Here is a 22,370-nt window from a genome sequence, read left to right as displayed (position 1 = left end):
ACGACGTCGAAGGAGAACGGTGAGGGAGAACGCAGTGACCGGCGGCAAACCGCTGATCGGGGTCAGCACCTACCTCGACCCCTCGGTGAGCTGGGGCGTGTGGCGGCTGCCCGCGGCCCTGCTGCCGGCCGGGTATCCGCGCCTCGTACGGGCGGCGGGCGGCCTCACCGCGATGCTGCCGCCCGACGACCCCGCGCACGCCGCCGAGGTCGTCGCCCGCCTGGACGGCGTGGTCGTCGCGGGCGGCCCCGACGTGGCGCCCGAGCGGTACGGCGCGCCCCGCGAGGAACGCACGGGGCCGCCCGCACCGGAGCGGGACGCGTGGGAACTGGCCCTGATCGAAGCCGCGCTGGCCTCCGGAACCCCGCTGCTCGGCATCTGCCGAGGCATGCAGCTCATGAACGTGGCGCTCGGCGGGACACTGATCCAGCACATGGACGGCCACGTCGAGGGGATCGGCGTGTTCGGCACGCACACGGTGAAGCCGGTCCCCGGCACGCTCTACGAGTCGATCGTGCCGGACGCGTCCACGGACGTCCCGACCTACCACCACCAGGCGGTGGACCGCCCGGGCAGGGACCTGGTGGTGTCGGCGTACGCGGAGGACGGCACGATCGAAGCCGTCGAACTCCCCCACCCGGCCTGGGCGCTCGGCGTGCAGTGGCACCCGGAGATGGGCGAGGACACCCGCGTCATGGCAGCGCTGGTCCGAGCCGCTTCCTGAGCCAGGCGACGGCCGCCGCGCCCTGGGCGGCCTGGAAGGCGCGCAGGGTCGGCAGCCCCGGCGGGTCGGGCTTCAGGGATCCTCGTACGAGATAGCTCGCGAAGGCGGCGAGCGTGGCGGTCACGCCTCGCGGATCCGCGTCGCGGCCCACGGGGTGGGCGGTGAACACGTCCTCCGGGTCGGGCCCGCCCTGCGCCCGTACGCACGGCAGCATGAAGAGCAGGTCGAGCCAGGGAGCGGCGCGCACGGCGTGCGGCCAGTCGACGAAGACGACTCGCCCCTCCGGGGTGATCAGCATGTTGTCGGCGCGCAGGTCGGCGTGGGCGAGGGTGTCCCCCGCGGCGGCCCCGGCCCAGGGGGCGGCCAGCTCGGCGAGCGCGCGGAGGTTCCGGCGCACCCACGGATCGAGCCGCTCATCGGCCCCGCCGTCGGCCTCGATCAGCCGCTCCCATCCTCGGAAGCTCTCCCTCTCCGTGTCCACGACGGACCGCGCCTCGATGGGCGAGGGCGTCAGCGCGTACGACAGCTCCGTCACCGCGTCGAGCACGAGGGCGAACTCGTCGGCACGCCAGGGCACATGGGGCTGGCGGCCGTCGATCTCCTCGAAGGCGAGGGCGACCCAGACCCCGTCGTCGTGGGAGGCGAGGAGCCGGGGCGCGGGCACGTGGTCCGGCAGGGCGGCGGAGTGCCGGGCCTCGGCGCGGTGCAGCTTCGGGCTGCCGGGGTTCGCCTCGGCGCTGACGGCCTTGACGAAGGCGCGCCGCCCGTCGCCGAGCCGCACGCGCGCCGCGACGCCGGGCGAGAATCCGCCGCGCTGTGTGACCGCCTCGACCACGGGCGCGCCGAGCGCCGCCTCCAACTCTCCCCGTACGCGGGCGGGGAGCCGCTCCCAGGGGGCGCGTACGCCGGTGGCCGGGGGTGCGGTGGGCAGCACGCCCTACTCCCCCTCCGTCGCCGTGCGCGCCACCAGGCGCTCGTACCGCTGCCGGGCCGCCTGCGGGGTGCCGAGGCCGAGGCCGAAGGCGATTTCCGGCCAGGTCATGCCGCGGCCGCGGGCCATCTGGAGGAGGCCGGTCTCCAGTTCGTCCATCTCGCCGCGGGCCGCCGGGAGGAGGGTGAGGGCGGCGGTGATGTCGGCGTGGTCCACGTCCGGTTCGCCGTCAACCGGCTTCGCGGCGCCGCTGAGCAGGAACGACACGATCCGGACCGCCTCGTGCGGGCCGAGGACGGTGGGGTGGACCTGCCGCTCGCGCTGGGCGTCGTCGGCCGCGTGGCGCTCGGCGATGCGCAGGAGGGAGGCGTACGCGCGCCGGGCGCGGGCCTCGTCCGGGTGGGGAGGCGTGAAGGGATCGGCGCCTTCAGGGAGTTCAGGGTGCGTCATGCGTCCAGCATGCGACGCCACACGATCCATGGTCAACAGATTATTGTGAACGGTTTGTTTACTTCGTGCGGGTCAGGGACAGGAGGTCCCGCCCCGGCCCCGCCGGACGGTGACCCGTCGACCACACCGCCCGCAGCTCCCTGCGCAGCCGCACCTCCGCCACGGGGATCTCCACCAGGCGCCGGGCCGCCAGCTCCTCCCCCACCGCGAGCTCGCTCAGCACCGACGGACCCGCGCCGCTCACCGCGGACGCCTTCACCGCCGTCGTCGACGACAGCTCGATCAGCGGGCGGGCGAGCCCCCCGAGCGCCGCGTCCAGGACCTGGCGCGTGCCCGAGCCCTCCTCGCGCAGGATCAGCGGCGTCGCCGCCAGCTCGTCCGCGCCGAGCGGCTTCCCGCGCCGGGCCCACGGGTGCCCCGGCGCCGTCACGACGACCAGGCGGTCGTGGGCGATGACCACGCCGTCCAGCCCGCCCGGCACGGCGAGCCCCTCGACGAAGCCGAGGTCCGCCTCACCGGCGAGGAGCCGGGACGCGACAGCCGCGGAGTTCCCCGCGAGCAGCGACACCGCCGTGTCCGGGCGCTGGGTGCGCAGGGCGATCAGCCAGCCCGGCAGCAGATACTCGGCGATCGTCATGCTGGCCGCCACCCGCAGCCGCGAGTCCCGCCGCACGCGCAGCGCCTGCGCCCCCGCGTCGAACGCCTCCGCCGCCTCCACGATCCGCCCCGCCCAGTCCGTGACCAGCGCGCCCGCGTCCGTGAGGCGCGAACCGCGGGGCGACCGGTCGACGAGGGCGACGCCGAGCTGGCGCTCCATGGCCCGCACCCGGCTGCTGGCGGCGGGCTGGGTGATGCCCAGCTCCCGCGCAGCCCGCCCCAGACTGCCGAGTCGGGCGACGGCCAGCAGCAGCTGGAGCGCCCCGAGGTCGGGCACGCGGTGTGCCAGTGAGGCCTCGGGGACGGCGGACGGCTCGGGGGACGCGGGGGACGTACTCATAAAGTCAGCTTATGCCCCCATAGAAGGGTGCTCCCTGGTGGCCGACCCCCACCCTGCACGACCGTGGACCCATGGTCACCACCGCACATCCCGCCGCCTCCGCCGGCGCCTCCCCGACGGCCACCGCCACCCGCCTCACCGCCGTCCGCCACCTCGGACCGAACTGGTACGCCTCCGTCATGGGCACCGCCATCATCGCCAACGCGGGCACGACGCTGCCGTACCGGTTCGCGGGGCTCCGCACGGGCTGCACGATCGTGTGGGCACTGTCCTCCCTGATGCTCGCCGTCCTGCTCACCGCCCGCGCCGCGCACTGGGTCCACCACCGCGACCAGGCCCGCGCCCACCTCCTGGACCCGACCGTCGCACCGTTCTACGGCTGCCTGTCGATGGCGCTGCTCGCGGTCGGTGGCGGCACCCTGATCGTCGGCAAGGACTGGATCGGCACGGACGCGGCCGTCGCGATCGACACGGTGCTGTACACCGCGGGCACGCTCATCGGGCTCGCCGCCGCCGTCGCCATCCCCTACCTGATGGTGGTCCGGCACCGCATAGCCGCGGACCAGGCCTCCCCCGTGTGGCTGCTGCCCGTCGTGGCCCCCATGGTGTCGGCGGCCGTCGGCCCGCTGCTCATCCCGCACCTGCCCGCGGGCCAGGCCCAGCAGACGATGCTGTACGCCTGTTTCGCGATGTTCGGCCTGAGCCTGCTCGCCAGCCTGGTGATGCTGCCGGTGATCTTCGCCCGCCTGGTGACCGCGGGCCCGCTGCCCCTGGCCCTCACCCCCACCCTGTTCCTGGTGCTCGGCCCGCTCGGCCAGTCGACGACCGCCACCAACAAGTTCGCCGACTTCGCCCCGCACGTCGTGTCGGCCCCCCTCGACCGGGGTTTCCTCGTCTTCGCCGTGCTCTACGGCGTGCCGGTGATGGGCTTCGCCCTGATGTGGCTGGCGCTGGCCGGGGCGATGGTGGTGCGCGCCCGACGACGCGGCATGGGGTTCGCGATGACCTGGTGGGCGTTCACCTTCCCCGTCGGCACCTGCGTGACCGGCGCGGAGGGCCTCGGCACACACACGGGCCTGGTGGTCTTCGACTGGCTCGCGACCGCCCTGTTCGTGCTCCTCGTGACCGCCTGGGCGGTGGCCCTCGCCCACACCCTGCGGGGCGTCGTCAGCGGACGGCTGCTCGCAGCGCCCCGCTGAGCTCGGCACGAGCCTCCACCAGGGACGGCCCGTACCAGGTGAGCGGGCGGCCCCCGACCAGCGCGACCGGTGTGTCCGGGAACGCCTCGGGGCCGTCCTCGCGCGTGAAGCGGTACGGCTCGTCGGGCAGGACCACCAGGTCGAGGTCCGCCGACGTCAGCTCCTCGATCGGTATGCGCGGGTACCGCTCGGTGTGGTCCGCGTACGCGTTGTCGACGCCGAGGCGCGCCAGGACGTCCCCCGCGAAGGTGTCGCGGCCGAGGACCATCCACGGCCGGCGCCAGACGGGGACGGCCGCCCGCAGCCGGGCGGCCGGGCGCGGGACGTCCCGCCACGCCGCCTCGGCCTCGTCCAGCCACCGCGGGCGCCCCGCCCCGCAGGCCGCGAGGACCCGCGCCAGCTCCCGGAAGGCCTGGTCCAGCGTGCGCACCTCGGTCACGAGGACCTCGATGCCCGCCGCACGGAGCTCCGCCAGGTCGGGGGCGCGGTTCTCCTCCTCGTTGGCGATGACCAGGTCGGGCGCGAGGGCGACGACGCGCGGCACGTCGGGGTTCTTGGTGCCGCCCACCCGGGTGACGTCGAGGCCGGCCGGGTGACTGCACCAGTCGGTCGCCCCGACCAGCGCGCCCGGCACGGTGACGGCGATCGCCTCGGTCAGCGAGGGCACCAGCGAGACGACCCGCAGCGGGCCACGCGCGCGTGACACGTCAGCGCCCCTTGTCGTCCACGGCCTCGATGTGGTCCCCCACGGCGACCACCAGGACCCGGGTGTCCGGCACGGTGGCCCGCCAGCGGTGCCGCACCCCGCCGGTGAGGAACAGCGTGTCGCCGCGCCCGAGGCGGTAGGCCCGGCCCTCGGCCTCCATCTCCACGGCGCCCTCGACGACGTACATCAGCTCGTCGTTGCGGTGCTGGAACTCGCGTCCCTCGTCGTGGTCGCCGATGAATTCCAGGGCGTGCAGCTGGTGGTGGCCGCGGGTCAGCTCGCGTACGCGCGCATCAGGGGTGGAGCCCTCCAGGTCCGTGTCGTCGCCCGCGCACACCACCTCGACGGTGCGGGCGGGGTCGGCGGCGGCCAGGAGCTCCACGTCGGTGGTGCACAGGGCGTCGGCGACGCGCTGCAGCGAGCGCATGCTGGGCCGGGCCCGCTCGTTCTCGATCTGGCTGAGGAAGGGCACGGAGAGGCCGCTGCGCTCGGCGACGACCGCGAGGGTGAGCTCCAGCTGCCGGCGGCGCCGCCGCACGGCCGAGCCCACCCGGAGCGTCTCCTTGTGCTCGTCCATCGCCTCGACTCCCTTCAGCGCGTCGGCCCGCTCTCAACCCTGAGGGGTTTTCTGCACCCTACGCATGTTCGCCAAACGGTTTTGCCCCGTTGCCGAGACCGCCTTCTACAGCTCGTGCCAGTAGAGCAGTTGTCCGGACTCGCCGGGGGCGGAACCCTCGGTCGGCACGAACACACTGAGGAGCAGGGCGGGTTGGCCGCGCGGGTCGGTGAGCAGGGTCGCGGAGGGGTTGGCGAAGGCGTGGCTGCCGCCGTGCGTCCGGATGTCGAGGCGGTCGGCGCGGCCACTTGAGGGGTCGTACGCGTACGTGCTCCAGCTGCCGAAGTCGCCTCGCCGCCCCTGCCCCTCGATGAGGACCACGGGCTGTCCGCCGAGCCGCAGGGGCGCCCGGTCGCCGATGTTGCCGCCGTTGCCCCACGCGTGCACGGCGCGGTCCAGGCGGCGGTCGGGCTCGGCGTGCCAGTGGCGGAAGCCGGTGAGGGTGGCGCGCAGCTGGCGGTCGGTGTCACAGCCCGCGCGGTAGTGCCCGGTGAGGTGGATGGTGGCGCCGCGGACGGCGGTGATGCTGGGGGTGCCCTCGGCGCAGCGGGAGAGGGTCAGCGGTGCGTCGTAGGCGCGGTGGGCGCGTCCGTCGAGGAGCGCGGTCAGGTCCGCGTACGCGCGTACGGCGATGTGGTTGCGCGGGTCCTTCTCGTACGCGAGGACGTATCCCCCGCGGCCGTCGGAGGCGAGCGAGGCCTGGTGGGTGCCGGGGCCGAAGTCGTGGCGGCGGTGCCAGTGGCGCAGGTCGGCGGAGGTGGCGACGGCCGCGTGGAAGCGGCCGTCGGGCAGGAGGGTGTGGTAGACGGCGAGGTAGGTGCCGTCCTGGGCCTGCGCGATCTGCGCGGCGTCCATGGTGCGGCCGGTGTGGTCGCGTGCGTCGTAGCGGTGGCCGTCGGCGGCGGTCACGTCCTCGGCCAGGGCGGCCAGGCGGGCGGTGCCCGCGGAGGCGGGGGCGGCGTCGGCCCGCGCGAGCTGCGCGACGAGCAGGGCGGCGACCAGGGCCGGTGCGGCGGCCGCGACGAAGAGCGCGGCCCTGGGCTGCCTTGCGTTCACGGGCGGATTCTCACGTTCAGATGTTCGAGACGGGGGTCCGGTCGAGCGTAGGGACTCGACGGCCCCGCGGGAACGCCGGAGGGGGTGGGCTTCGCCACAAGGCGAGGCCCACCCCCAGGAGTGCGGCGGCGTGCGGCCCCTGCACGGCCGTCACTTCACAGCCGGCTACTTCACGGCCGTCATCTTCTCCTCGAAGCCCGGGTTCTTCTTCAGCCAGGCGTCGACGGCCTCGGGCTCGTTGTTCTTGCCCGCCTTGTTGATCTCGTTCTCCAGGCTCGCCAGTTCCTTCTCGCTCATCTTGAAGTTCTTGAGCCACTTCGTGAGCTGCGGGTACTGGTTCGGGAAGTCCTTGCTGGAGAGCGACCGGATCGTGTTGCCCTTGCCGAAGCCGCCCTTGGGGTCCTTCAGCTTCGTCAGGTCGTACTCGCTGTACGCCCAGTGCGGCGACCAGAGCAGAACCGCGATCGGCTCCTTCTTCGCGTACGCGGTCTTCAGCTCGGAGAGCATCGCGGGGGTCGAGCCCGCGGCGATCTCGTACTCGTCCTCGAGGCCGTAGCCCGGCAGGACCTTGTCCTTGAGGGCCTGCATCACGCCGGTGCCCGGCTCGATGCCGATGATCTTGCCCTTGAACTTGTCGCCCTTGCCCTTGAGGTCCTCGAGCGACTTCACGTCCTTGACGTAGGACGGGACGGCGACTTCGAGGGAGGTCGGGCTGTACCAGGAACCGAGGTCCTTCAGGTTGGCCTTGTTCTTGTCCCAGTACGTCTTCTGCGCGGTCGGCAGCCAGGCGTCCAGGTTGAGGTCGAGGTCACCCTGCGCGAGACCGGTGTAGGCCGGGCCGACGTCCGCAGGCGTCAGCTCCATCTTGTAGCCGCGCTTCTCCAGGACGCGCTTCCACAGGTTGGTGACGGCGACGTTCTCGTCCCAGGCGAAGTACGCGGCCTTCAGCGGGCGCTTCTTCTCCTCGCCGCCGGAGTTCTTCGGCAGCGGGGCGACCTTGTCGACGACCTTCGGGTTCCTCTTCAGCCAGGCGCGCACGGCGTCCTGCTGCTTGCCCTTGCCGGCCTTGTTGATCTCCGCTTCAAGGCTGGTGAGCTGCTTCTCGTCCATCGAGAAGTTCTTGAGCCACTTGGCGACCTGCGGGTTCTCCTTCGAGAAGCCCTTGCGCGCCAGCGAGTGCACGCCGTCGCCCTTGCCCCAGGCACCCTTCGGGTCCTTGAGCTTCTTCAGGTCGAAGTCGTTGTACGCCCAGTGCGGCGACCACAGCGGGACGACGATCGGCTCCTTCTTCGCGTACGCCGCCTTCAGCTCGGACAGCATCGCGGTGGTGGAGCCGTCGACGACCTTGTACTCCTTGTCGAGGCCGTACTCCTTGAGGATCTTGCTCTTCAGGAGCTGCATCTCACCGGCGCTCGGCTCGATGCCGGTGATCTTCCCGTCGAACGTGCCGCCCTTGCCCTTCAGGTCGGCGAGCGAGTTCACGTCCTTCATGTACGACGGGACGGTCAGCTCCAGGGACGTCTGGTCGTACCAGGCGCCGAGGTCCTCCAGCTGCTTGCCGTACTTCTTCATGTACGTGGCGTGCGTCGTCGGCAGCCACGCGTCCGTCTGGAAGTCGACGTCGCCCTGGGCGAGCGAGGTGTAGAGCGGGCCCGCGTCGAGGAGGCTGGCGTTCACCTTGAAGCCGCGCTGCTCCAGGATCTCCTTCCAGAGGAAGGTGGAGGCGATGCCCTCGTCCCAGTTGATGTAGCCGATGTTGATTTCCTTGCCCTGGCCGACGTTGTCGGAGTCGGCCACGGGCTCGGACTTGGTGCCGCCGAAGATGCTCATGCCGCCCGCGACGAGCGCGAGGACGACGACGCCGACCATCGCGACGACCGGCCGGGGGCGGTAGTTCCAGATGTTCAGGCCCTGCGCTGCCCGCAGCTTGGCGAGCGCGCGACGGCCGAGCGGCGAGACCTGGCCGCCCAGACCGCTGGTGACGCGGTCCAGGTAGATGGCGAGGATGACGATGGAGACGCCCGCCTCCGCGCCGAGACCGACGTCGAGCTGGCCGATGGCCGCGTTGACGTCCGCGCCGAGACCCGGGGTGCCGACCATGCCGGTCAGCGCCGCCATGGAGAGGCCGAGCATGATGACCTGGTTGACACCGGCCATGATCGTCGGGAGCGCGAGCGGCAGCTGGACGCGGAACAGGGTGTTGCGGGGCGTGGTGCCGAACGCGTCGGCGGCCTCGACCAGCTCCTTGTCGACCTGCCGGATGCCGAGCTCGGTCATGCGGACACCGGGGGCGAGCGCGAAGACGATCGTGGCGACGATGCCCGCGGGGGCACCCATGCGGAAGAAGAGCAGCGCCGGGATGAGGTAGATCATCGCGGGCAGCGTCTGCATGAAGTCGAGGACCGGGCGGACGATGCCGCTGACCGTCTTGGAGCGGGCCGCCCAGATGCCCACGGGCACGGCGATGACCAGCGCCACGAAGGTCGAGACGAGCACCAGGGCCAGCGTCATCATCGCGTTGTCCCACAGCTCCAGGGACACGATGAAGGCGAAGCCGGCGAAGGCGAGGACGCCGCCGAGCAGGCCGCGCAGCCAGAACGCGATGACGGCGAGGATGCCCGCCATCAGCAGCGGCTCGGGCCCCGAGAGGACGTCGAAGACGCCGTCCCACATGTTCTGGAAGATCGTCTTGATGAACGAGAACAGCCAGTCCATGTGGGTTCTCAGCCACTCGACCGAGTCATTGACCCAGTCGCCGAAAGGAATCCTAGGCACCGCTGCTCACCTTGCCCGCGTTCTTGCCGCCCTTGTCCTGGGCGTCGCCCTCGGCCTGGGCGGGTATGGAAGCCGGTTCCTTCATCGGCTCGCCGAGCACGGCGAGCAGCCTGGCGCGCGGCACGACGCCGACGAGCTCGCCGTCGGCGTCGGTCACGGCGACCGGCGTCTCGCTGGTGGAGCAGGGCGTGAACAGCTCGATGATCGGAGTGTCCTCGGCGACCGTCGCGGGTGCGTCGGCCCGGACGAAGTCCTTGTCGGGGTCGGCCATGATCGCGCCCGCCGTCAGTACGCGGGAGCGGTCGACGTCCTGCGTGAACGCGGCGACGTAGTCGTTGGCCGGGGTGACCAGGATGTCCTCGGAGTTGCCGATCTGGACGATGCGGCCGTCGCGCATGACGGCGATCTGGTCGCCCAGGCGCATGGCCTCGTTGAGGTCGTGGGTGATGAAGACGATGGTCTTCTTCAGCCGCTTCTGGAGCACGAGGAGCTGGTCCTGCATGTCGCGCCGGATCAGCGGGTCGAGCGCGCTGAACGACTCGTCCATGAGGAGCAGGTCGGCGTCGGTGGCGAGCGCGCGGGCGAGGCCCACGCGCTGCTGCATGCCGCCGGACAGCTCGTCGGGCCAGGACTTCTCCCAGCCCTTGAGGCCCGCGAGCTCCAGCGCCTCGGTGGCGCGCTTCTCGCGCTCGGCGCGGGGCACGCCCTGCACCTCGAGGCCGTAACCGGCGTTCTCCAGGACACTGCGGTGCGGGAAGAGCGCGAAGTGCTGGAAGACCATGCTGATCTTCTTGGAACGCACCTCCCGCATCTCGCGGGCGCTCAGCTCGGTCAGATCCTGACCGTCGAAGCGGACATGGCCGGCCGTCGGCTCCGACAGTCCGTTGAGCATGCGCAACAACGTGGACTTGCCGGATCCGGAGAGACCCATGACGACGAAGATCTGGCCCGGCTCGACCTCGAAGGACGCGTCGATGACGGCAGCGGTGGTGCCGTTGGCGCGCAGCTCCTCTCGGTCGGCTCCGTGGCGGAGTTGCTCCACCGCGTCATCGGGTCGTCTGCCGAACACCTTGTACAAGTGCTCGGCCTGCAGCCTGGACACATACACCTCTCGGGTCGAACCAAGACGGCCCGCCTCCCCCGCCGGCGGGCCGTGGAGCGGCACGAGGTCTGCCCGCTTACCGATCGAAAAGTTGAATATGCGACCGGGTCCGCTCCGGGTGCGCACCTGCCCACGCTTATCCGAACCAAACCGAGGAGTGACTCACGTCACAGCCGTTGCGCTGTGGGCACGGTGAGGCGCGATACGCAACGCGGCCACACCGTCGTACGCAGCACGTTCGCACTGTCGGTGCCGTGCGGCATGATGCGCGATGTGACTCAGCGAACACGACGGCTCATGCTTCTCGACACGGCTTCCCTCTACTTCAGGGCGTACTTCGGAGTCCCGGAGTCCGTGAAGGCCCCGGACGGCACTCCGGTCAACGCCGTGCGCGGGCTGCTCGACTTCATCACGCGGCTCGTCCAGGACCACCGGCCGGACGAACTGGTCGCCTGCATGGACGCCGACTGGCGCCCGCACTGGCGGGTCGAGCTCATCCCCTCGTACAAGGCGCACCGCGTCGCCGAGGAGGTCGAGAGCGGCGCGGACGCCGAGGAGATCCCGGACACCCTCTCGCCGCAGGTGCCCGTCATCGAGGAGGTGCTCGACGCGCTCGGCATCGCGCGCGTGGGCGTCGAGGCGTACGAGGCGGACGACGTGATCGGCACGTTCACGGCGCGCGCCACCGGCCCCGTCGACATCGTCACCGGCGACCGCGACCTCTACCAGCTGGTCGACGACGAGCGCGGTGTCCGCGTCCTCTATCCCCTCAAAGGCGTCGGCACCCTCCAGACGACGGACGAGGCGTGGCTGCGCGAGAAGTACGGCGTGGACGGACCGGGCTATGTCGACCTGGCGCTGCTGCGCGGTGACCCGAGCGACGGGCTGCCGGGCGTCCCCGGCATCGGCGAGAAGACGGCGGCCAAGCTCCTGGACGCCTTCGGTGACCTGGCCGGGATCATGGCCGCGGTCGACGACCCGAAGTCGAAGCTCACCCCGTCGCAGCGCAGGCGGCTCGACGAGTCGCGCGCGTACGTGGCGGTCGCGCCGAAGGTCGTACGCGTGGCGGACGACGTCCCCCTGCCGCCCGTGAACCTCGCCCTCCCGAGCACGCCCCACGACCCCGCCGCCCTCGACGAACTGGCGGCCCGCTGGGGCCTGGGCGGCTCGCTGCAGCGACTGCTCTCCGTCCTCAACCCCTGAGGTGTTAGCTTAGGTAAGCCTAAGTAATTGTGGATCAGGGGAGGCCGTCGCCATGGCAGAACGTCCGGCACGCAAAGCACCGAAGGCCCATGTCGCGCAGGTCGTCCGCACGGAGCGGCTGACCCCGCACATGCAGCGAGTCGTTCTCGGCGGCGAGGGCCTCGCCGCGTTCACGGCCGGCGAGTGCACCGATCACTATGTGAAGCTGCTCTTCGACGTGGCGGGCGTCACCTACCCCGAGCCCTTCGACATGCAGCGGATCCGCGAGGAGTTCCCGCGCGACCAGTGGCCGGTCACCCGCACGTACACGGTGCGCTCGTGGGACCCGGAGGCCCGCGAGCTCGCCCTCGACTTCGTGATCCACGGCGACGAGGGCCTCGCCGGCCCGTGGGCCCGCGACGTGCAGCCGGGCGCCACGGTGCGCTTCCTCGGCCCCGGCGGGGCGTACGCCCCCGCCCCGGAGAGCGACTGGCACCTCCTGGCCGGCGACGAGAGCGCACTGCCCGCCGTCGCCGCGGCGGCGGAGGCGCTGCCCAAGGGTGCGGTCGCCCGCATCTTCATCGAGGTCGAGGGCCCGGACGAAGAGCAGAAGATCGCCTCGGACGCGGAGATCACCTGGCTGCACCGCGGCGACCGCCCGGTCGGTGAGCTCCTCGTCGAGGCCGTCCGCTCGCTGGAGTTCCCGCCGGGCGAGGTGCAGGCCTTTGTCCACGGCGAGGCAGGCTTCGTGAAGGAGCTCCGCCGCTACCTGCGCGTGGAACGCGAGATCCCCCGCGAGCGCCTGTCCATCTCCGGCTACTGGCGCCTCGGTCACAACGAGGACGGCTGGCAGGCATCGAAGCGGGAGTGGAACGCGCAGGTGGAGGCGGAGCAGGAGAAGGCGGCCTGAGACACGGGGAGGGTGACGCGCTCGTCCACGTCACCGCCCGCGTCACCGCCCGCGAATAGACCTCACCTCGAAGCCGCAGGGGCGTCCGGGTCGGCCGAAGAATCCCCGTGCCTCGGACGTCCCCCGCACGGCGGCCTCACCCCGACGCGCCCGCCCCCTCACCCCTGATCCGCGCATGCAAATGCATGTCGTGCCAGCCGTCCTCGTGCAGCAGTGCGCTGCGCTTCGTGCCCTCCGCCGCGAAACCCGTCTTCAGGGCCACACGGCACGACGCCTCGTTCGCCGTCGAGTGGGTCAACTCCAGGCGGTGCAGGCCCACCTCTTCGAACGCCCACGCCGAGAGCGCCTCGACGGCGCGGGGGGCGACACCGCGGCCGCGGGCCGACGGCATCGTCCAGTACGCGACCTCCGCCTGACCGTCGGCGAGCACGATGCAGCGCAGCGCGACCCTGCCCACGACCTCGTCGGTCCCGGCGTCGGCGATCGCCCAGTACGCGTCGCGCTCGTCCGCCCACGCCTTCTGCCAGCCCTCTATCCAGCCGCGCACCTCGCTCTCGGAATCGGCCACCCGCGCGTGCCAGCGCTGTATCACGGGGTCCTGGAACGCCTCGTACACCGCGGGCACGTCGGCGATCGACCAGGGGCGAACGAGCAGGCCGCCGGGGGCAGGGAGCGACGGCTGCGTGCGGCGGGCGAGCGTACCGGCCGCGACGATGTCGGAGATCTTGAAGGGCATGGGCGCATCGTGTCAGCGGGGACACGGGTGACGGCAGTGGTTTTCCGGGGCGCACATGAGCCTGTGGGACCCGAACCCGCGCGCCCCGCACACACGCCCGCCCCAGAAGATCGGCGAACACCCCGGCGGCCTCCGCCCACGGCCCCCGTGACCTGCGACGCCCCGTACGCTGACCCCCTGATGAGACGCAAGCGCCGCCTTCCGCCCGCCCCGCTCCCCCAGCGCGACGGCATCGACCCCGTCCGGGTCGCCCTGCCGGCCGACGGGGCGTGGCCGACCGTGCGCGCCCATCTGGTGGAGCGGCTCCCGGTCGGGCCCGGCGTCGTCGACGCGATGGTGCGGGACGGCCGGATCGTCGGCGCGGACGGCGAACCGGTGACCCCGGACACCCCGTACCGGCCGGGCGCCTCCGTCTGGTTCCACCGGGACCTGCCCGCCGAGGTGCCGGTCCCCTTCGCCCTCGACGTCGTCCACCGCGACGAGCACATCGTCGTCGTGGACAAACCGCACTTCCTCGCGACGATGCCCCGCGGCAGCCACGTCACCCAGACCGCCCTCGCCCGGCTCCGCACGGAACTCGGCATCCCGACACTCGGCGCCGCCCACCGCCTGGACCGGCTGACCGCCGGACTGCTCCTGTTCACGGTGCGGCCCGAGGAACGCGGCGCGTACCAAACCCTGTTCCGGGACCGCCGCGTGCACAAGGAGTACGAGGCCGTGGCCCCGTACGACCCGGACGTGCCGCTCCCCCGCACCGTCCGCAGCCACATCGTGAAGGAGCGCGGGATCATCGCCGCGTACGAGGTGGCGGGCGCCGAGCCCAACAGCGAGAGCCGCGTCGAACTCGTCGAGCACCGCGCCGGCCTCGGCCGCTACCGCCTGACCCCGCTCACCGGCCGCACCCACCAACTCCGCGTCCACATGAACGCGTTGGGCCTGCCGATCCTCGGCGACCCCGTCTATCCGGTCGTGGCCGGGCCCGGGGAGCCGGGTGACTTCCGGCGGCCCCTGCAACTCCTGGCGCGTGTCCTGGAGTTCACGGACCCGGTCACGGGTGCCGTCCACCGCTTCACCAGCGGGCGGACACTGGGCGCCTGGGAGGCGTACGACACCTGGGCGCGGTAGCCGTCACCGCGGAACCGTCAGTAGCCGCGCCACCAGACGAGGAAGCGCTGCCACGCGCCCTTGGGGCGAACGGCCTCGGGAGCCGTGGCCGGAGCCGACACCGACGACGGCGGGGCGGCCGGAGCGGCGGGCGCCGCAGGACGCGGTGCCGGGGACGACACCTGCCAGTCCCTGCGCTGGGGCGGCAGCTGCGCCGACGGCCGGGCCGTGACGTCCTGCGGCGGGCGCGGCGCGAACTTGACCGGCAGCTCCACGAGGTGCCGCGACATGATCGACGACGTCCACCGCAGATCCCGCTCGTCGATGGAGAGTTCGACGTCCGGCAGGCGCATCAGGAGCGCGTCGACGCCCGTGTCGGCGATGGCGCGGCCGATGTCCTGCCCCGGGCACTCGTGCGGCCCGCCGCTGAACGCGAGGTGCGAGCGGTTGCCCTGCATGTTGGCGGCGAGGTCGGGCCGGACGACCGGGTCGACGTTGCCCGGCGCGATGCCCAGGATCAGGCCGTCGCCCGCACGGATGCGCTGACCGCCGAGCTGGGTGTCCTGCTTCGCGAAGTAGCCGACCATCGCGCTGAACGGCGGCTCGTCCCACAGGGACTGCTCGACCGCCTCGGGAACCGTCATCTGCCCGCCGCTGAGCTGCGCCCTGAAGCGCGGGTCGGTGAGGACCATCCGCACGACGTTCGCGATGAGGTTGGCGGTGGCCTCGTACGCGGCGATGAGCACCAGCCGCAGGTGCGCGGCGACCTCGTCGTCGGTGAGCTGTGCGGGATGGGCGATGAGGCTGCTGGTGAAGTCCTCCTCCAGGTTGGCGCGGCGCCGCGCCACCAGCCCCATCAGGACCTCCATCACGTACGCGTTGCTCGCGATGGCGGTCTCGGTGCCCTTGATCATGTCGCGGGCGGACTGCACCATCCGTTCGTTGTACTCCTCGGGCATGCCGAGGACGTGGCACATCACCATCATCGGCAGGTGCTCGGCGAACTGGCTGACGAGGTCGGCGCGGCCGTCCTGACAGAAGTCGTTGAGCAGGTGGTTCGTATAGCGGTTGATGTAGCGGCGGATGCCCCGGTGGTCGATGCCGGACATGGCGCCGGTGACCGCGCCGCGCAGCCGCTGGTGCTCGTCGCCCTCGACGAAGCTGCACATCGGCTGCCAGGTGAAGACGGGTGCGAGCGGGTGGTCGAGGCCCGCGCTGCCGTCCTGCACGGCCCGCCAGCTGCGCGAGTCGCGGGTGTACTGCGAGGGGGTGCGGACCATGTGGAGGTTCTCGCTGTGGCCGAGCACCACCCACATCGGCACGTCGTTGTGGATCAGCACGGGCGCGACCGGGCCGTGCTCGGCGCGCAGCTTCTCGTACAGGCCCGCGAGGTCGGCGTCCGCCTCGGGGCCGTAGATGCGGCGCAGACCGCCGGGGCCCAGGCCGTGGGCGGGGCAGCCGGGCGGTGCGGCACCGAGGTCGTCGGTGCCGGCCCAGGGGGAAGGGGGAGGGGTCGTCACGGTCGTCGCTCCGGATTTCGCTGAGGGGGGTGCGGGTGGCTGGGTACGGGCGGGGGCACGTCAGACGCGGGCCACGGTCAGGGAGTGGAGGTAGCGCATCAGGGTCATCAGGACGTCCCGGCTCGATTCCTTGCGGCGGGCGTCGCACGCCATGATCGGCACGATCGTCTCCAGGTCGAGGGCCCTGCGCAGGGTCTCGACCGGGTGGTGGGGCGCGTCCGGGAAGTCGTTGACGGCGACGACGAACGGCACGCCGCGCTCCTCCAGGCGGCCGATGACGTCGAAGCTGACCTCCAGGCGGCGGGTGTCGATGAGCACGACCGCGCCGAGCGCGCCCTCGAAGAGGCCGTTCCACAGGAACCAGAAGCGTTCCTGGCCGGGGGTCCCGAAGAGGTAGAGGACGAGTTCCTCGGAGATGCTGATGCGGCCGAAGTCCATCGCCACGGTGGTGGCCGTCTTGGATTCGGAGCCGTAGTTGTCGTCCACGCCGATGCCCGCCTGGGTCATCGTCTCCTCGGTGGTCAGCGGGCGGATCTCGCTCACCGACCCGACCATCGTCGTCTTGCCGACCCCGAACCCGCCCACGATCACGACCTTCACGGCGGCCGCGGCCGTGTGCGGCAGGACGTCCTCGCTGCGGGGCCCGGTGATGGTGTCCGTGTTCCTAGAGTTTCTGAAGTCCATGCATCACCGCTTCGAGGAGGGATCGGTCGGGGAGCGCGGAGCGGACGACGGGGGCGCGCGCCTGCACCAGGTCGGTCGCGAGTAACTCCGTCAGGACGACGGTGACGACGGAGAACGGCAGCGACATGTAGGCCGACAGCTCGGCGACGGACAGCGGCGTCGTGCACAGCCTCAGGACCGCCGAGTGTTCCGGCTGCGCCATCGGGGACGCCTCGCCCTGCGCGACGATCAGGGTGACGAGGTCGAGCGGTGCGCGCTCGGAGTCCTCGCCCGTGAGGATGTACAGCCGCTCGGGGTTCTCGGGGCTGCGCCGTTCCCGTTGGGGAGGTTCGCCCGGCGGCGGGACATCGCCCTGTTGCGGGCCGCGTGGGGAGTCTTGCGGAGGAGTCATACGGCCTGCCCGTCACGCCGGGGCGGGCTGGTCAGGTGCGCCCCGATGCGTACGACGAGGTCACGCATGCGGGTGCCGATGAGGCCCGCGTCGACGGTCTCGTCGGCGAGCACGGCGAGGTAGGCGCCCGCGCCCGCGGCCATCAGGTAGAAGTAGCCGCCGTTGATCTCGATGATGACCATCTTCATGCCGCCGTCGCTGTGCGGGATCTCGGTGGCGACGGCCGCGGCCAGGCTCTGCAGGCCGGCGCAGGCCGCGGCGATGCGGTCGGCCGCGTCGGGGTCGCCGCCGTAGCGCGCGATGCGCAGACCGTCCGCCGAGAGCACCACGATCTGCCTGGTCTGCGGCACTCCGTCGGCGAGCTCCTTCAGCATCCAGTCGAAGTTGGCGCGTTGCTGGATCACTGCCAGTCCCTCTCGTCGGCGCTGCCGTGGTTGTTCTGGGTCGTTCCTCGCGGAGGGTGGGAGCCGTCCGCGGCGGTTCCCTCCGCGGTGGCCGCGTGCGGGGGCAGCGGGTCGGGTTCGGCCGGGTCGCCCTTGACGCCCTTCATGAACGCCTCGATCCACAGGCCCGGTTCGGGTTCCTCCCGCTTGGGCGCCGCGGGGGGCGGTGCGGTGGCCGCGGCGTGGGCCTCGGCGACGCGCTGGGCCTCGGCCTCCTGGGCGTACCGCTCGGCGAGGGAGATCTTGACGCGGCTGCGGCGCTGCGGCAGGCCGCCGTCCGTCCATTCGGTGACCTCGGGGACGTCGTCCTCCATGGTCGCGGTGAGCGGGGAGCGCAGCGGCGGGCCCGCGGTGACGACGCGGGGCTTCTTGCGGCGGATGTTGCGGGCCGGCTCCTCGATGGTGCGGCCGCTGTTGTCGACGCGGGGCACGGCGGAGGCGCCGATGCCGTGCGCGAGGCCGGGCGCGGGCCCGGTGGTCATCATTTCGCGCGGCACGATGAGCACCGCGCGGACCCCGCCGTAGGCGGACTGCCGCAGGGAGACCTGGAGGTTGTACATCTGCGAGAGGCGGCCCACGACGGCCATGCCGAGGCGGGGCGTCTCACCGAGGTCGTTGAGGTCGATGCCGGCCTGGGCCTGCGCCAGCATGCGTTCGGCACGGGTCCGCGCCTCCTCGCTGAGGCTGACGCCGCCGTCCTCGATCTCGACGGCGATGCCGGTCTGCACCTCGACGGCGGTGACGTGCACCTTGGTCTGCGGGGGCGAGTACCGGGTGGCGTTGTCGAGGAGTTCGGCACAGGCGTGGATGAGCGGTTCGACGGAGGTGCCGAGGATCGCGACGTCGGCGATCGAGTGCAGTTCCACGCGCGGGTAGTCGAGGATGCGGGACATCGCGCCGCGCAGCACGCTGAACAGCGGTACGGGCTTGGGCCACTGGCGGCCCGGGCGCGCGCCGCCGAGCACCGCGATGGAGTCGGCGAGCCTGCCGATCAGCGCGGTGCCGTGGTCGATGCGCAGCAGGTCGTCGAAGACCTCGGGGTTGCGTCCGTGGAACTCCTCCATCTCGCGGAGTTCAGCGGCCTGCTGGTGGACGATCGACTGGACGCGCCGGGCGATGTTCACGAAGGCGCGCTGCGCGGATTCACGCATCGCTTCCTCGCGGTCCAGCATTTCGAGGACGGAGCGCAGCAAGTCGCGCTGCGATGCGGGGAGTTCGCTGTAGACCTCGTTCTTGTCGACGACGTTGCGGATGACTTCCGCGGGCGATTCGCCCTGCCGCAGCCGCCAGAGCGCGTCGGGCAGGAGCTCCCTGCCCAGGCGCACGGTCTCGTCGTCGTGGGATGCGATGCGCCGTTCGAGGAAGGCGAGCCGCTGTGCGTACTGCGTGCGCTGCCCCCGGATGGTCCGGCCGCGGCGCACCGCTTCGGCGCCGACCGCGATGACCATGAGGGTCGCGACGGCGCCGCACCAGGTGACGGCGGGCCGGGCCGGCGGTGCGACCGAGGCGACGGCGGCTCCGGTCGCCGCCGCCATCAGCATGGCGGGCAGCAACAACACGCGCGCGTAAGGGACTTCTCGGCCACCGGGAGGCGATTGAACACTCACCATGTATGCCCTCTGAACACTCGTCTTGGGGGGATGTGACGTCTGGGGGAACGACAGAACATAGGGGGGATGACGAAACGTACGATCGAAAGTTTTGGGAACAAGCGCGCGAATCAGTCGCAACTCGTTCAACTCGCCGCGCTCCGGGCGAGCTTAGTCCGCCGGAATCATCGTCGAGTCATATTCGGCAACCCTCTGCAGAGGGCCCGCCGGGAGGCATACACTCTGCCCTTTTGCACAGCTGGCGACTGTTCGAACACATGGAGTGACGCCTCGAAAACGTCGTGAACGCCGAACGGGCGCGCCCCACGACCGACTTGGTCGAGGAACGCGCCCGTGGCGCGGCAGGGGCCGGACTCAGCCCACCGAGCTGTACGCCACCACACCCCGCAGGAGCTGATCGACGGCCTTGCGGGCGTTCTTCGCGACCGTGCTGCCCTCGCGGGGAGCCGCGGCCGAGATCTGCCCGAGGACGTCGATGACCTGCTTGCACCAGCGCACGAAGTCACCGGCCGGCATCTCCGCCTCGCGCAGCACCTCGTCAAGGCCCTTGTCGTTGGCCCACATGTACGCAGCCCAGGCGAAGCCGAGGTCGGGCTCCCGCTGGCCGACGCCCTCCGTCTGACTGATCTTGAACTCTTCCTCAAGACCGTCGAGACGGCCCCAGATGCGCACCATCTCGCCGAGCGCCGCCTTCGCCGCGCCGGACGGCACCTTGGGAGCCAGCGCGTCGTCCCCGACCCGCGACTCGTACACCAACGCCGAGACGCACGCGGCCAGTTCGGCCGGGCTGAGCCCCTCCCACACGCCGGCCCGCAGGCACTCACTGGCCAGCAGATCCAGCTCCCCGTACAACCGGGCGAGCCGCTTGCCGTGCTCGGTGACCTCGTCGCCCCGCAGATAGTCGAGCTCGGTCAGGAGCGCGACGATCCGGTCGAAGGTGCGGGCGATCGTGTTCGTACGCCCCTCGATGCGGCGCTCCAGCTGCGAGGTGTCGCGCTTGAGGCGGTGGTACCGCTCGGCCCAGCGCGCGTGGTCCTCGCGCTCGTCGCAGCCGTGGCAGGGGTGCGCGCGCAGCTCCGCGCGCAGGCGGGCGATCTCCTGGTCGTCGGCGGCCGTCGCGCGGCCCTTGCGGTGCCGTTCCGGGACGATGTGCCCGGCCTTGGTGCGCAGCGCGGACGCCAGATCCCTGCGGGACTGCGGGGAGCGCGCGTTGAACGACTTCGGAATGCGCATCCGCTCGAGCACCTCGACCGGCACCGGGAAGTCCATGGCCGCGAGCCGCTTGACCTGCCGCTCGGCCGTGAGGACCAGCGGGCGCGGCCCGTCGACGTGGTCGAACCCGCGGTGGCCGTTGGCCCGCCCCGCGGGCAGCCCCGGGTCGAGGACGAGCGCCAGGCCCGCGTACTTCCCCGTGGGCACGTGGATGACGTCCCCCGGCTTCAGCTTCTCCAGAGCGGCGGCAGCGGCGGCCCTGCGCTGGGCCGCGCCCTGCTTGGCGAGCTCGTTCTCCCGGTCCTTCAACTCGCGGCGCAGTCGCGCGTACTCGTCGAAGTCGCCCAAGTGGCAGGTCATGGAGGCCTTGTAGCCCTCGAGGCCTGCTTCGTTCTTCTGCACCTGCCGGGAGATGCCGACGACCGACTTGTCGGCCTGGAACTGCGCGAACGACGTCTCCAGGAGCTCGCGCGAACGGTGCCGCCCGAACTGCTCGACCAGGTTCACCGCCATGTTGTACGACGGCTTGAAGCTGGACCGCAGCGGATACGTGCGCGTGCCCGCGAGGCCCGCCAGATGCTCGGGGCTCATGGCGCGCTGCCAGAGCACCACCGCGTGCCCCTCCACGTCGATGCCACGACGCCCGGCACGGCCCGTCAACTGCGTGTACTCACCCGGGGTGATGTCGGCGTGCTGCTCGCCGTTCCACTTGACGAGCTTCTCCAACACCACACTGCGGGCAGGCATGTTGATGCCCAGCGCGAGGGTCTCGGTGGCGAAGACGGCCTTGACCAGGCCGCGCACGAACAGCTCCTCGACGACCTCCTTGAAGGTCGGCAGCATGCCCGCGTGGTGCGCCGCGATGCCGCGCTCCAGGCCCTCCAGCCATTCGTAGTAGCCAAGGACGTGGAGGTCCTCGTTCGGGATCGAGGACGTGCGCTCCTCGACGATCCCGCGGACCGTCATCCGCGCCTCGTCGTCGTTCAGCCTGAGCCCCGCGTACAGACACTGCTGGACCGCGGCCTCGCAGGCGGCCCGGCTGAAGATGAACGTGATGGCGGGCAGCAGACCCTCGGCGTCGAGCCGCTCGATGACCTCGGGCCGGCCCGGCGTCCAGATCCGCGACCGCTGCCGGCGCTCCCGCTCGCGGTCGGCCTCGCGGACCATCTTGCCCTTGCGGCGGTCGCGCGGGTTGTACGACCGGCTGGCCTCCATCCGCGCCATGCGTGTCAGGTCGGGGTTGACCGCCTTCCGCCGGCCCTCGCCCTCCTCGAAGAGGTCGTACATCCGGCGCCCGGCGAGCACGTGCTGGAACAGCGGCACGGGCCGGTGCTCGGAGACGATCACCTCGGTGTCGCCGCGGACCGTGTCGAGCCAGTCGCCGAACTCCTCGGCGTTCGACACCGTGGCCGACAGGGAGACCAGCGTCACCGACTCCTGGAGGTGGATGATCACTTCCTCCCAGACGGCGCCGCGGAAGCGGTCGGAGAGGTAGTGCACCTCGTCCATGACCACATAGCCGAGGTTCAGCAGCGACTGAGAGCCCGAATACAGCATGTTCCGCAGGACTTCGGTGGTCATGACGACCACCGGGGCGTCGCTGTTGACGCTGTTGTCGCCGGTGAGCAGGCCGACCTTGTCCGCGCCGTACCGCTTGGCGAGGTCGGAGTACTTCTGGTTGGAGAGCGCCTTGATCGGCGTGGTGTAGAAACACTTCTTGCCCTGCAGCAGGGCGAGGTGCACGGCGAACTCGCCGACGATCGTCTTGCCCGAGCCCGTGGGGGCGGCCACGAGCACGCCCTTGCCCGCCTCCAGCGCCTGGCACGCCTCGATCTGAAAGGGGTCGAGGCCGAATTCGTACATCTCGCGGAAGGACGCGAGTGCGGTGGCCTGCTCGGCAGCGCGCTTGCGCGCCGCCGCGTACCGCTCGGCCGGTGAGAGGTCCTCTGTCATCGTGCTTTCGAGACTACCGGCCACCACTGACAACGGACGATCATTATTGAAACGGGGGCGGAACGTGCC

The 22,370-nt window shown here is 71.5% G+C and carries 20 protein-coding genes; 5 read left to right on the top strand and 15 right to left on the bottom strand.

Going from position 1 to position 22,370, the window contains the following annotated elements:
* The first annotated feature begins 19 nt into the window (after positions 1–19).
* Positions 20–724 carry a gamma-glutamyl-gamma-aminobutyrate hydrolase family protein gene (locus AC07DO_RS25355; protein WP_479062852.1) on the top strand — a complete coding sequence of 235 codons (705 nt, stop codon included), beginning with the start codon at positions 20–22 and terminating at the stop codon, positions 722–724.
* Here the strand turns inward: AC07DO_RS25355 and AC07DO_RS25350 are convergent.
* Genes AC07DO_RS25350 through AC07DO_RS25340 form a run of 3 tightly spaced genes read right to left on the bottom strand, consistent with a single transcriptional unit; the run spans position 693 to position 3,102 of the window.
* Positions 693–1,658: an aminoglycoside phosphotransferase family protein gene (locus AC07DO_RS25350; protein ID WP_479062851.1), complete on the bottom strand. Its 966-nt coding sequence runs from the start codon at positions 1,656–1,658 to the stop codon at positions 693–695. The genes AC07DO_RS25355 and AC07DO_RS25350 overlap by 32 nt on opposite strands.
* 3 nt (positions 1,659–1,661) lie before the next feature.
* Positions 1,662–2,105 (bottom strand): DNA-binding protein, encoded by a 444-nt coding sequence (locus AC07DO_RS25345; protein ID WP_479062849.1) that lies wholly within the window; start codon positions 2,103–2,105, stop codon positions 1,662–1,664.
* A 58-nt stretch (positions 2,106–2,163) separates the two neighbouring features.
* Positions 2,164–3,102, bottom strand: a complete 939-nt coding sequence (locus tag AC07DO_RS25340) for a LysR family transcriptional regulator (protein WP_479062848.1) — start codon at positions 3,100–3,102, stop codon at positions 2,164–2,166.
* A gap of 71 nt (positions 3,103–3,173) precedes the next feature.
* Between AC07DO_RS25340 and AC07DO_RS25335 the strand changes: the two genes are divergently transcribed.
* The gene (locus AC07DO_RS25335; protein WP_479062846.1) at positions 3,174–4,301 is read left to right on the top strand and encodes a TDT family transporter; all 1,128 of its coding nucleotides are present in this window, start codon (positions 3,174–3,176) and stop codon (positions 4,299–4,301) included.
* On the opposite strand, the gene AC07DO_RS25330 is transcribed toward AC07DO_RS25335, so the two are convergent.
* The 5 genes from AC07DO_RS25330 to AC07DO_RS25310 form a co-directional block, all read right to left on the bottom strand.
* Positions 4,270–4,986 (bottom strand): helical backbone metal receptor, encoded by a 717-nt coding sequence (locus AC07DO_RS25330; protein ID WP_479063254.1) that lies wholly within the window; start codon positions 4,984–4,986, stop codon positions 4,270–4,272. The two genes, AC07DO_RS25335 and AC07DO_RS25330, sit on opposite strands and share 32 nt — an antisense overlap.
* 22 nt (positions 4,987–5,008) lie before the next feature.
* On the bottom strand, positions 5,009–5,584 hold the full coding sequence (locus AC07DO_RS25325) for a helix-turn-helix domain-containing protein (protein ID WP_479062845.1): 576 nt from the start codon (positions 5,582–5,584) through the stop codon (positions 5,009–5,011).
* A 105-nt stretch (positions 5,585–5,689) separates the two neighbouring features.
* Positions 5,690–6,679 (bottom strand): hypothetical protein, encoded by a 990-nt coding sequence (locus tag AC07DO_RS25320; protein ID WP_479062844.1) that lies wholly within the window; start codon positions 6,677–6,679, stop codon positions 5,690–5,692.
* 165 nt (positions 6,680–6,844) lie between these two features.
* Entirely contained in the window at positions 6,845–9,454 is a 2,610-nt protein-coding gene (locus tag AC07DO_RS25315; RefSeq protein WP_479062843.1) for an ABC transporter permease/substrate binding protein, read from the bottom strand.
* Positions 9,447–10,556: a quaternary amine ABC transporter ATP-binding protein gene (locus tag AC07DO_RS25310; protein WP_479062841.1), complete on the bottom strand. Its 1,110-nt coding sequence runs from the start codon at positions 10,554–10,556 to the stop codon at positions 9,447–9,449. The genes AC07DO_RS25315 and AC07DO_RS25310 overlap by 8 nt, the downstream gene beginning before the upstream one ends.
* Before the next feature lie 297 nt (positions 10,557–10,853).
* Here AC07DO_RS25310 and AC07DO_RS25305 point away from each other — a divergent pair, with 297 nt between their 5' ends.
* Both AC07DO_RS25305 and AC07DO_RS25300 read left to right on the top strand, forming a co-directional pair.
* Complete coding sequence (locus AC07DO_RS25305; protein WP_479062839.1) at positions 10,854–11,759, top strand: 5'-3' exonuclease; 906 nt, start codon at positions 10,854–10,856, stop codon at positions 11,757–11,759.
* Between the two features lie 52 nt (positions 11,760–11,811).
* Positions 11,812–12,648: a siderophore-interacting protein gene (locus AC07DO_RS25300; protein WP_479062837.1), complete on the top strand. Its 837-nt coding sequence runs from the start codon at positions 11,812–11,814 to the stop codon at positions 12,646–12,648.
* A gap of 136 nt (positions 12,649–12,784) precedes the next feature.
* Here the strand turns inward: AC07DO_RS25300 and AC07DO_RS25295 are convergent, their stop codons facing one another.
* The gene (locus AC07DO_RS25295; protein WP_479062835.1) at positions 12,785–13,384 is read right to left on the bottom strand and encodes a GNAT family N-acetyltransferase; all 600 of its coding nucleotides are present in this window, start codon (positions 13,382–13,384) and stop codon (positions 12,785–12,787) included.
* Between the two features lie 180 nt (positions 13,385–13,564).
* Here AC07DO_RS25295 and AC07DO_RS25290 point away from each other — a divergent pair, with 180 nt between their 5' ends.
* Positions 13,565–14,509: an RluA family pseudouridine synthase gene (locus tag AC07DO_RS25290; RefSeq protein WP_479062833.1), complete on the top strand. Its 945-nt coding sequence runs from the start codon at positions 13,565–13,567 to the stop codon at positions 14,507–14,509.
* A gap of 17 nt (positions 14,510–14,526) precedes the next feature.
* Here the strand turns inward: AC07DO_RS25290 and AC07DO_RS25285 are convergent, their stop codons facing one another.
* The 6 genes from AC07DO_RS25285 to AC07DO_RS25260 form a co-directional block, all read right to left on the bottom strand.
* Positions 14,527–16,008: a cytochrome P450 gene (locus AC07DO_RS25285; protein ID WP_479062831.1), complete on the bottom strand. Its 1,482-nt coding sequence runs from the start codon at positions 16,006–16,008 to the stop codon at positions 14,527–14,529.
* A gap of 60 nt (positions 16,009–16,068) precedes the next feature.
* Positions 16,069–16,692 (bottom strand): GTP-binding protein, encoded by a 624-nt coding sequence (locus AC07DO_RS25280; protein ID WP_479062829.1) that lies wholly within the window; start codon positions 16,690–16,692, stop codon positions 16,069–16,071.
* On the bottom strand, positions 16,673–17,083 hold the full coding sequence (locus tag AC07DO_RS25275) for a DUF742 domain-containing protein (protein WP_479062827.1): 411 nt from the start codon (positions 17,081–17,083) through the stop codon (positions 16,673–16,675). The genes AC07DO_RS25280 and AC07DO_RS25275 overlap by 20 nt, the downstream gene beginning before the upstream one ends.
* Positions 17,080–17,487, bottom strand: coding sequence for a roadblock/LC7 domain-containing protein (locus AC07DO_RS25270; RefSeq protein ID WP_055556816.1), 408 nt, complete (start codon positions 17,485–17,487; stop codon positions 17,080–17,082). Before AC07DO_RS25270 ends, AC07DO_RS25275 begins: the two co-directional genes overlap by 4 nt.
* On the bottom strand, positions 17,484–19,136 hold the full coding sequence (locus tag AC07DO_RS25265) for a sensor histidine kinase (protein WP_479062825.1): 1,653 nt from the start codon (positions 19,134–19,136) through the stop codon (positions 17,484–17,486). Before AC07DO_RS25265 ends, AC07DO_RS25270 begins: the two co-directional genes overlap by 4 nt.
* 354 nt (positions 19,137–19,490) lie before the next feature.
* The gene (locus AC07DO_RS25260) at positions 19,491–22,301 is read right to left on the bottom strand and encodes a DEAD/DEAH box helicase (RefSeq protein WP_479062824.1); all 2,811 of its coding nucleotides are present in this window, start codon (positions 22,299–22,301) and stop codon (positions 19,491–19,493) included.
* Between the last annotated feature and the right edge of the window lie 69 nt (positions 22,302–22,370).

It is taken from the genome of Streptomyces sp. NPDC045678 (genome assembly GCF_056432085.1).
This window is presented reverse-complemented; position numbering and strand designations above follow the sequence as displayed.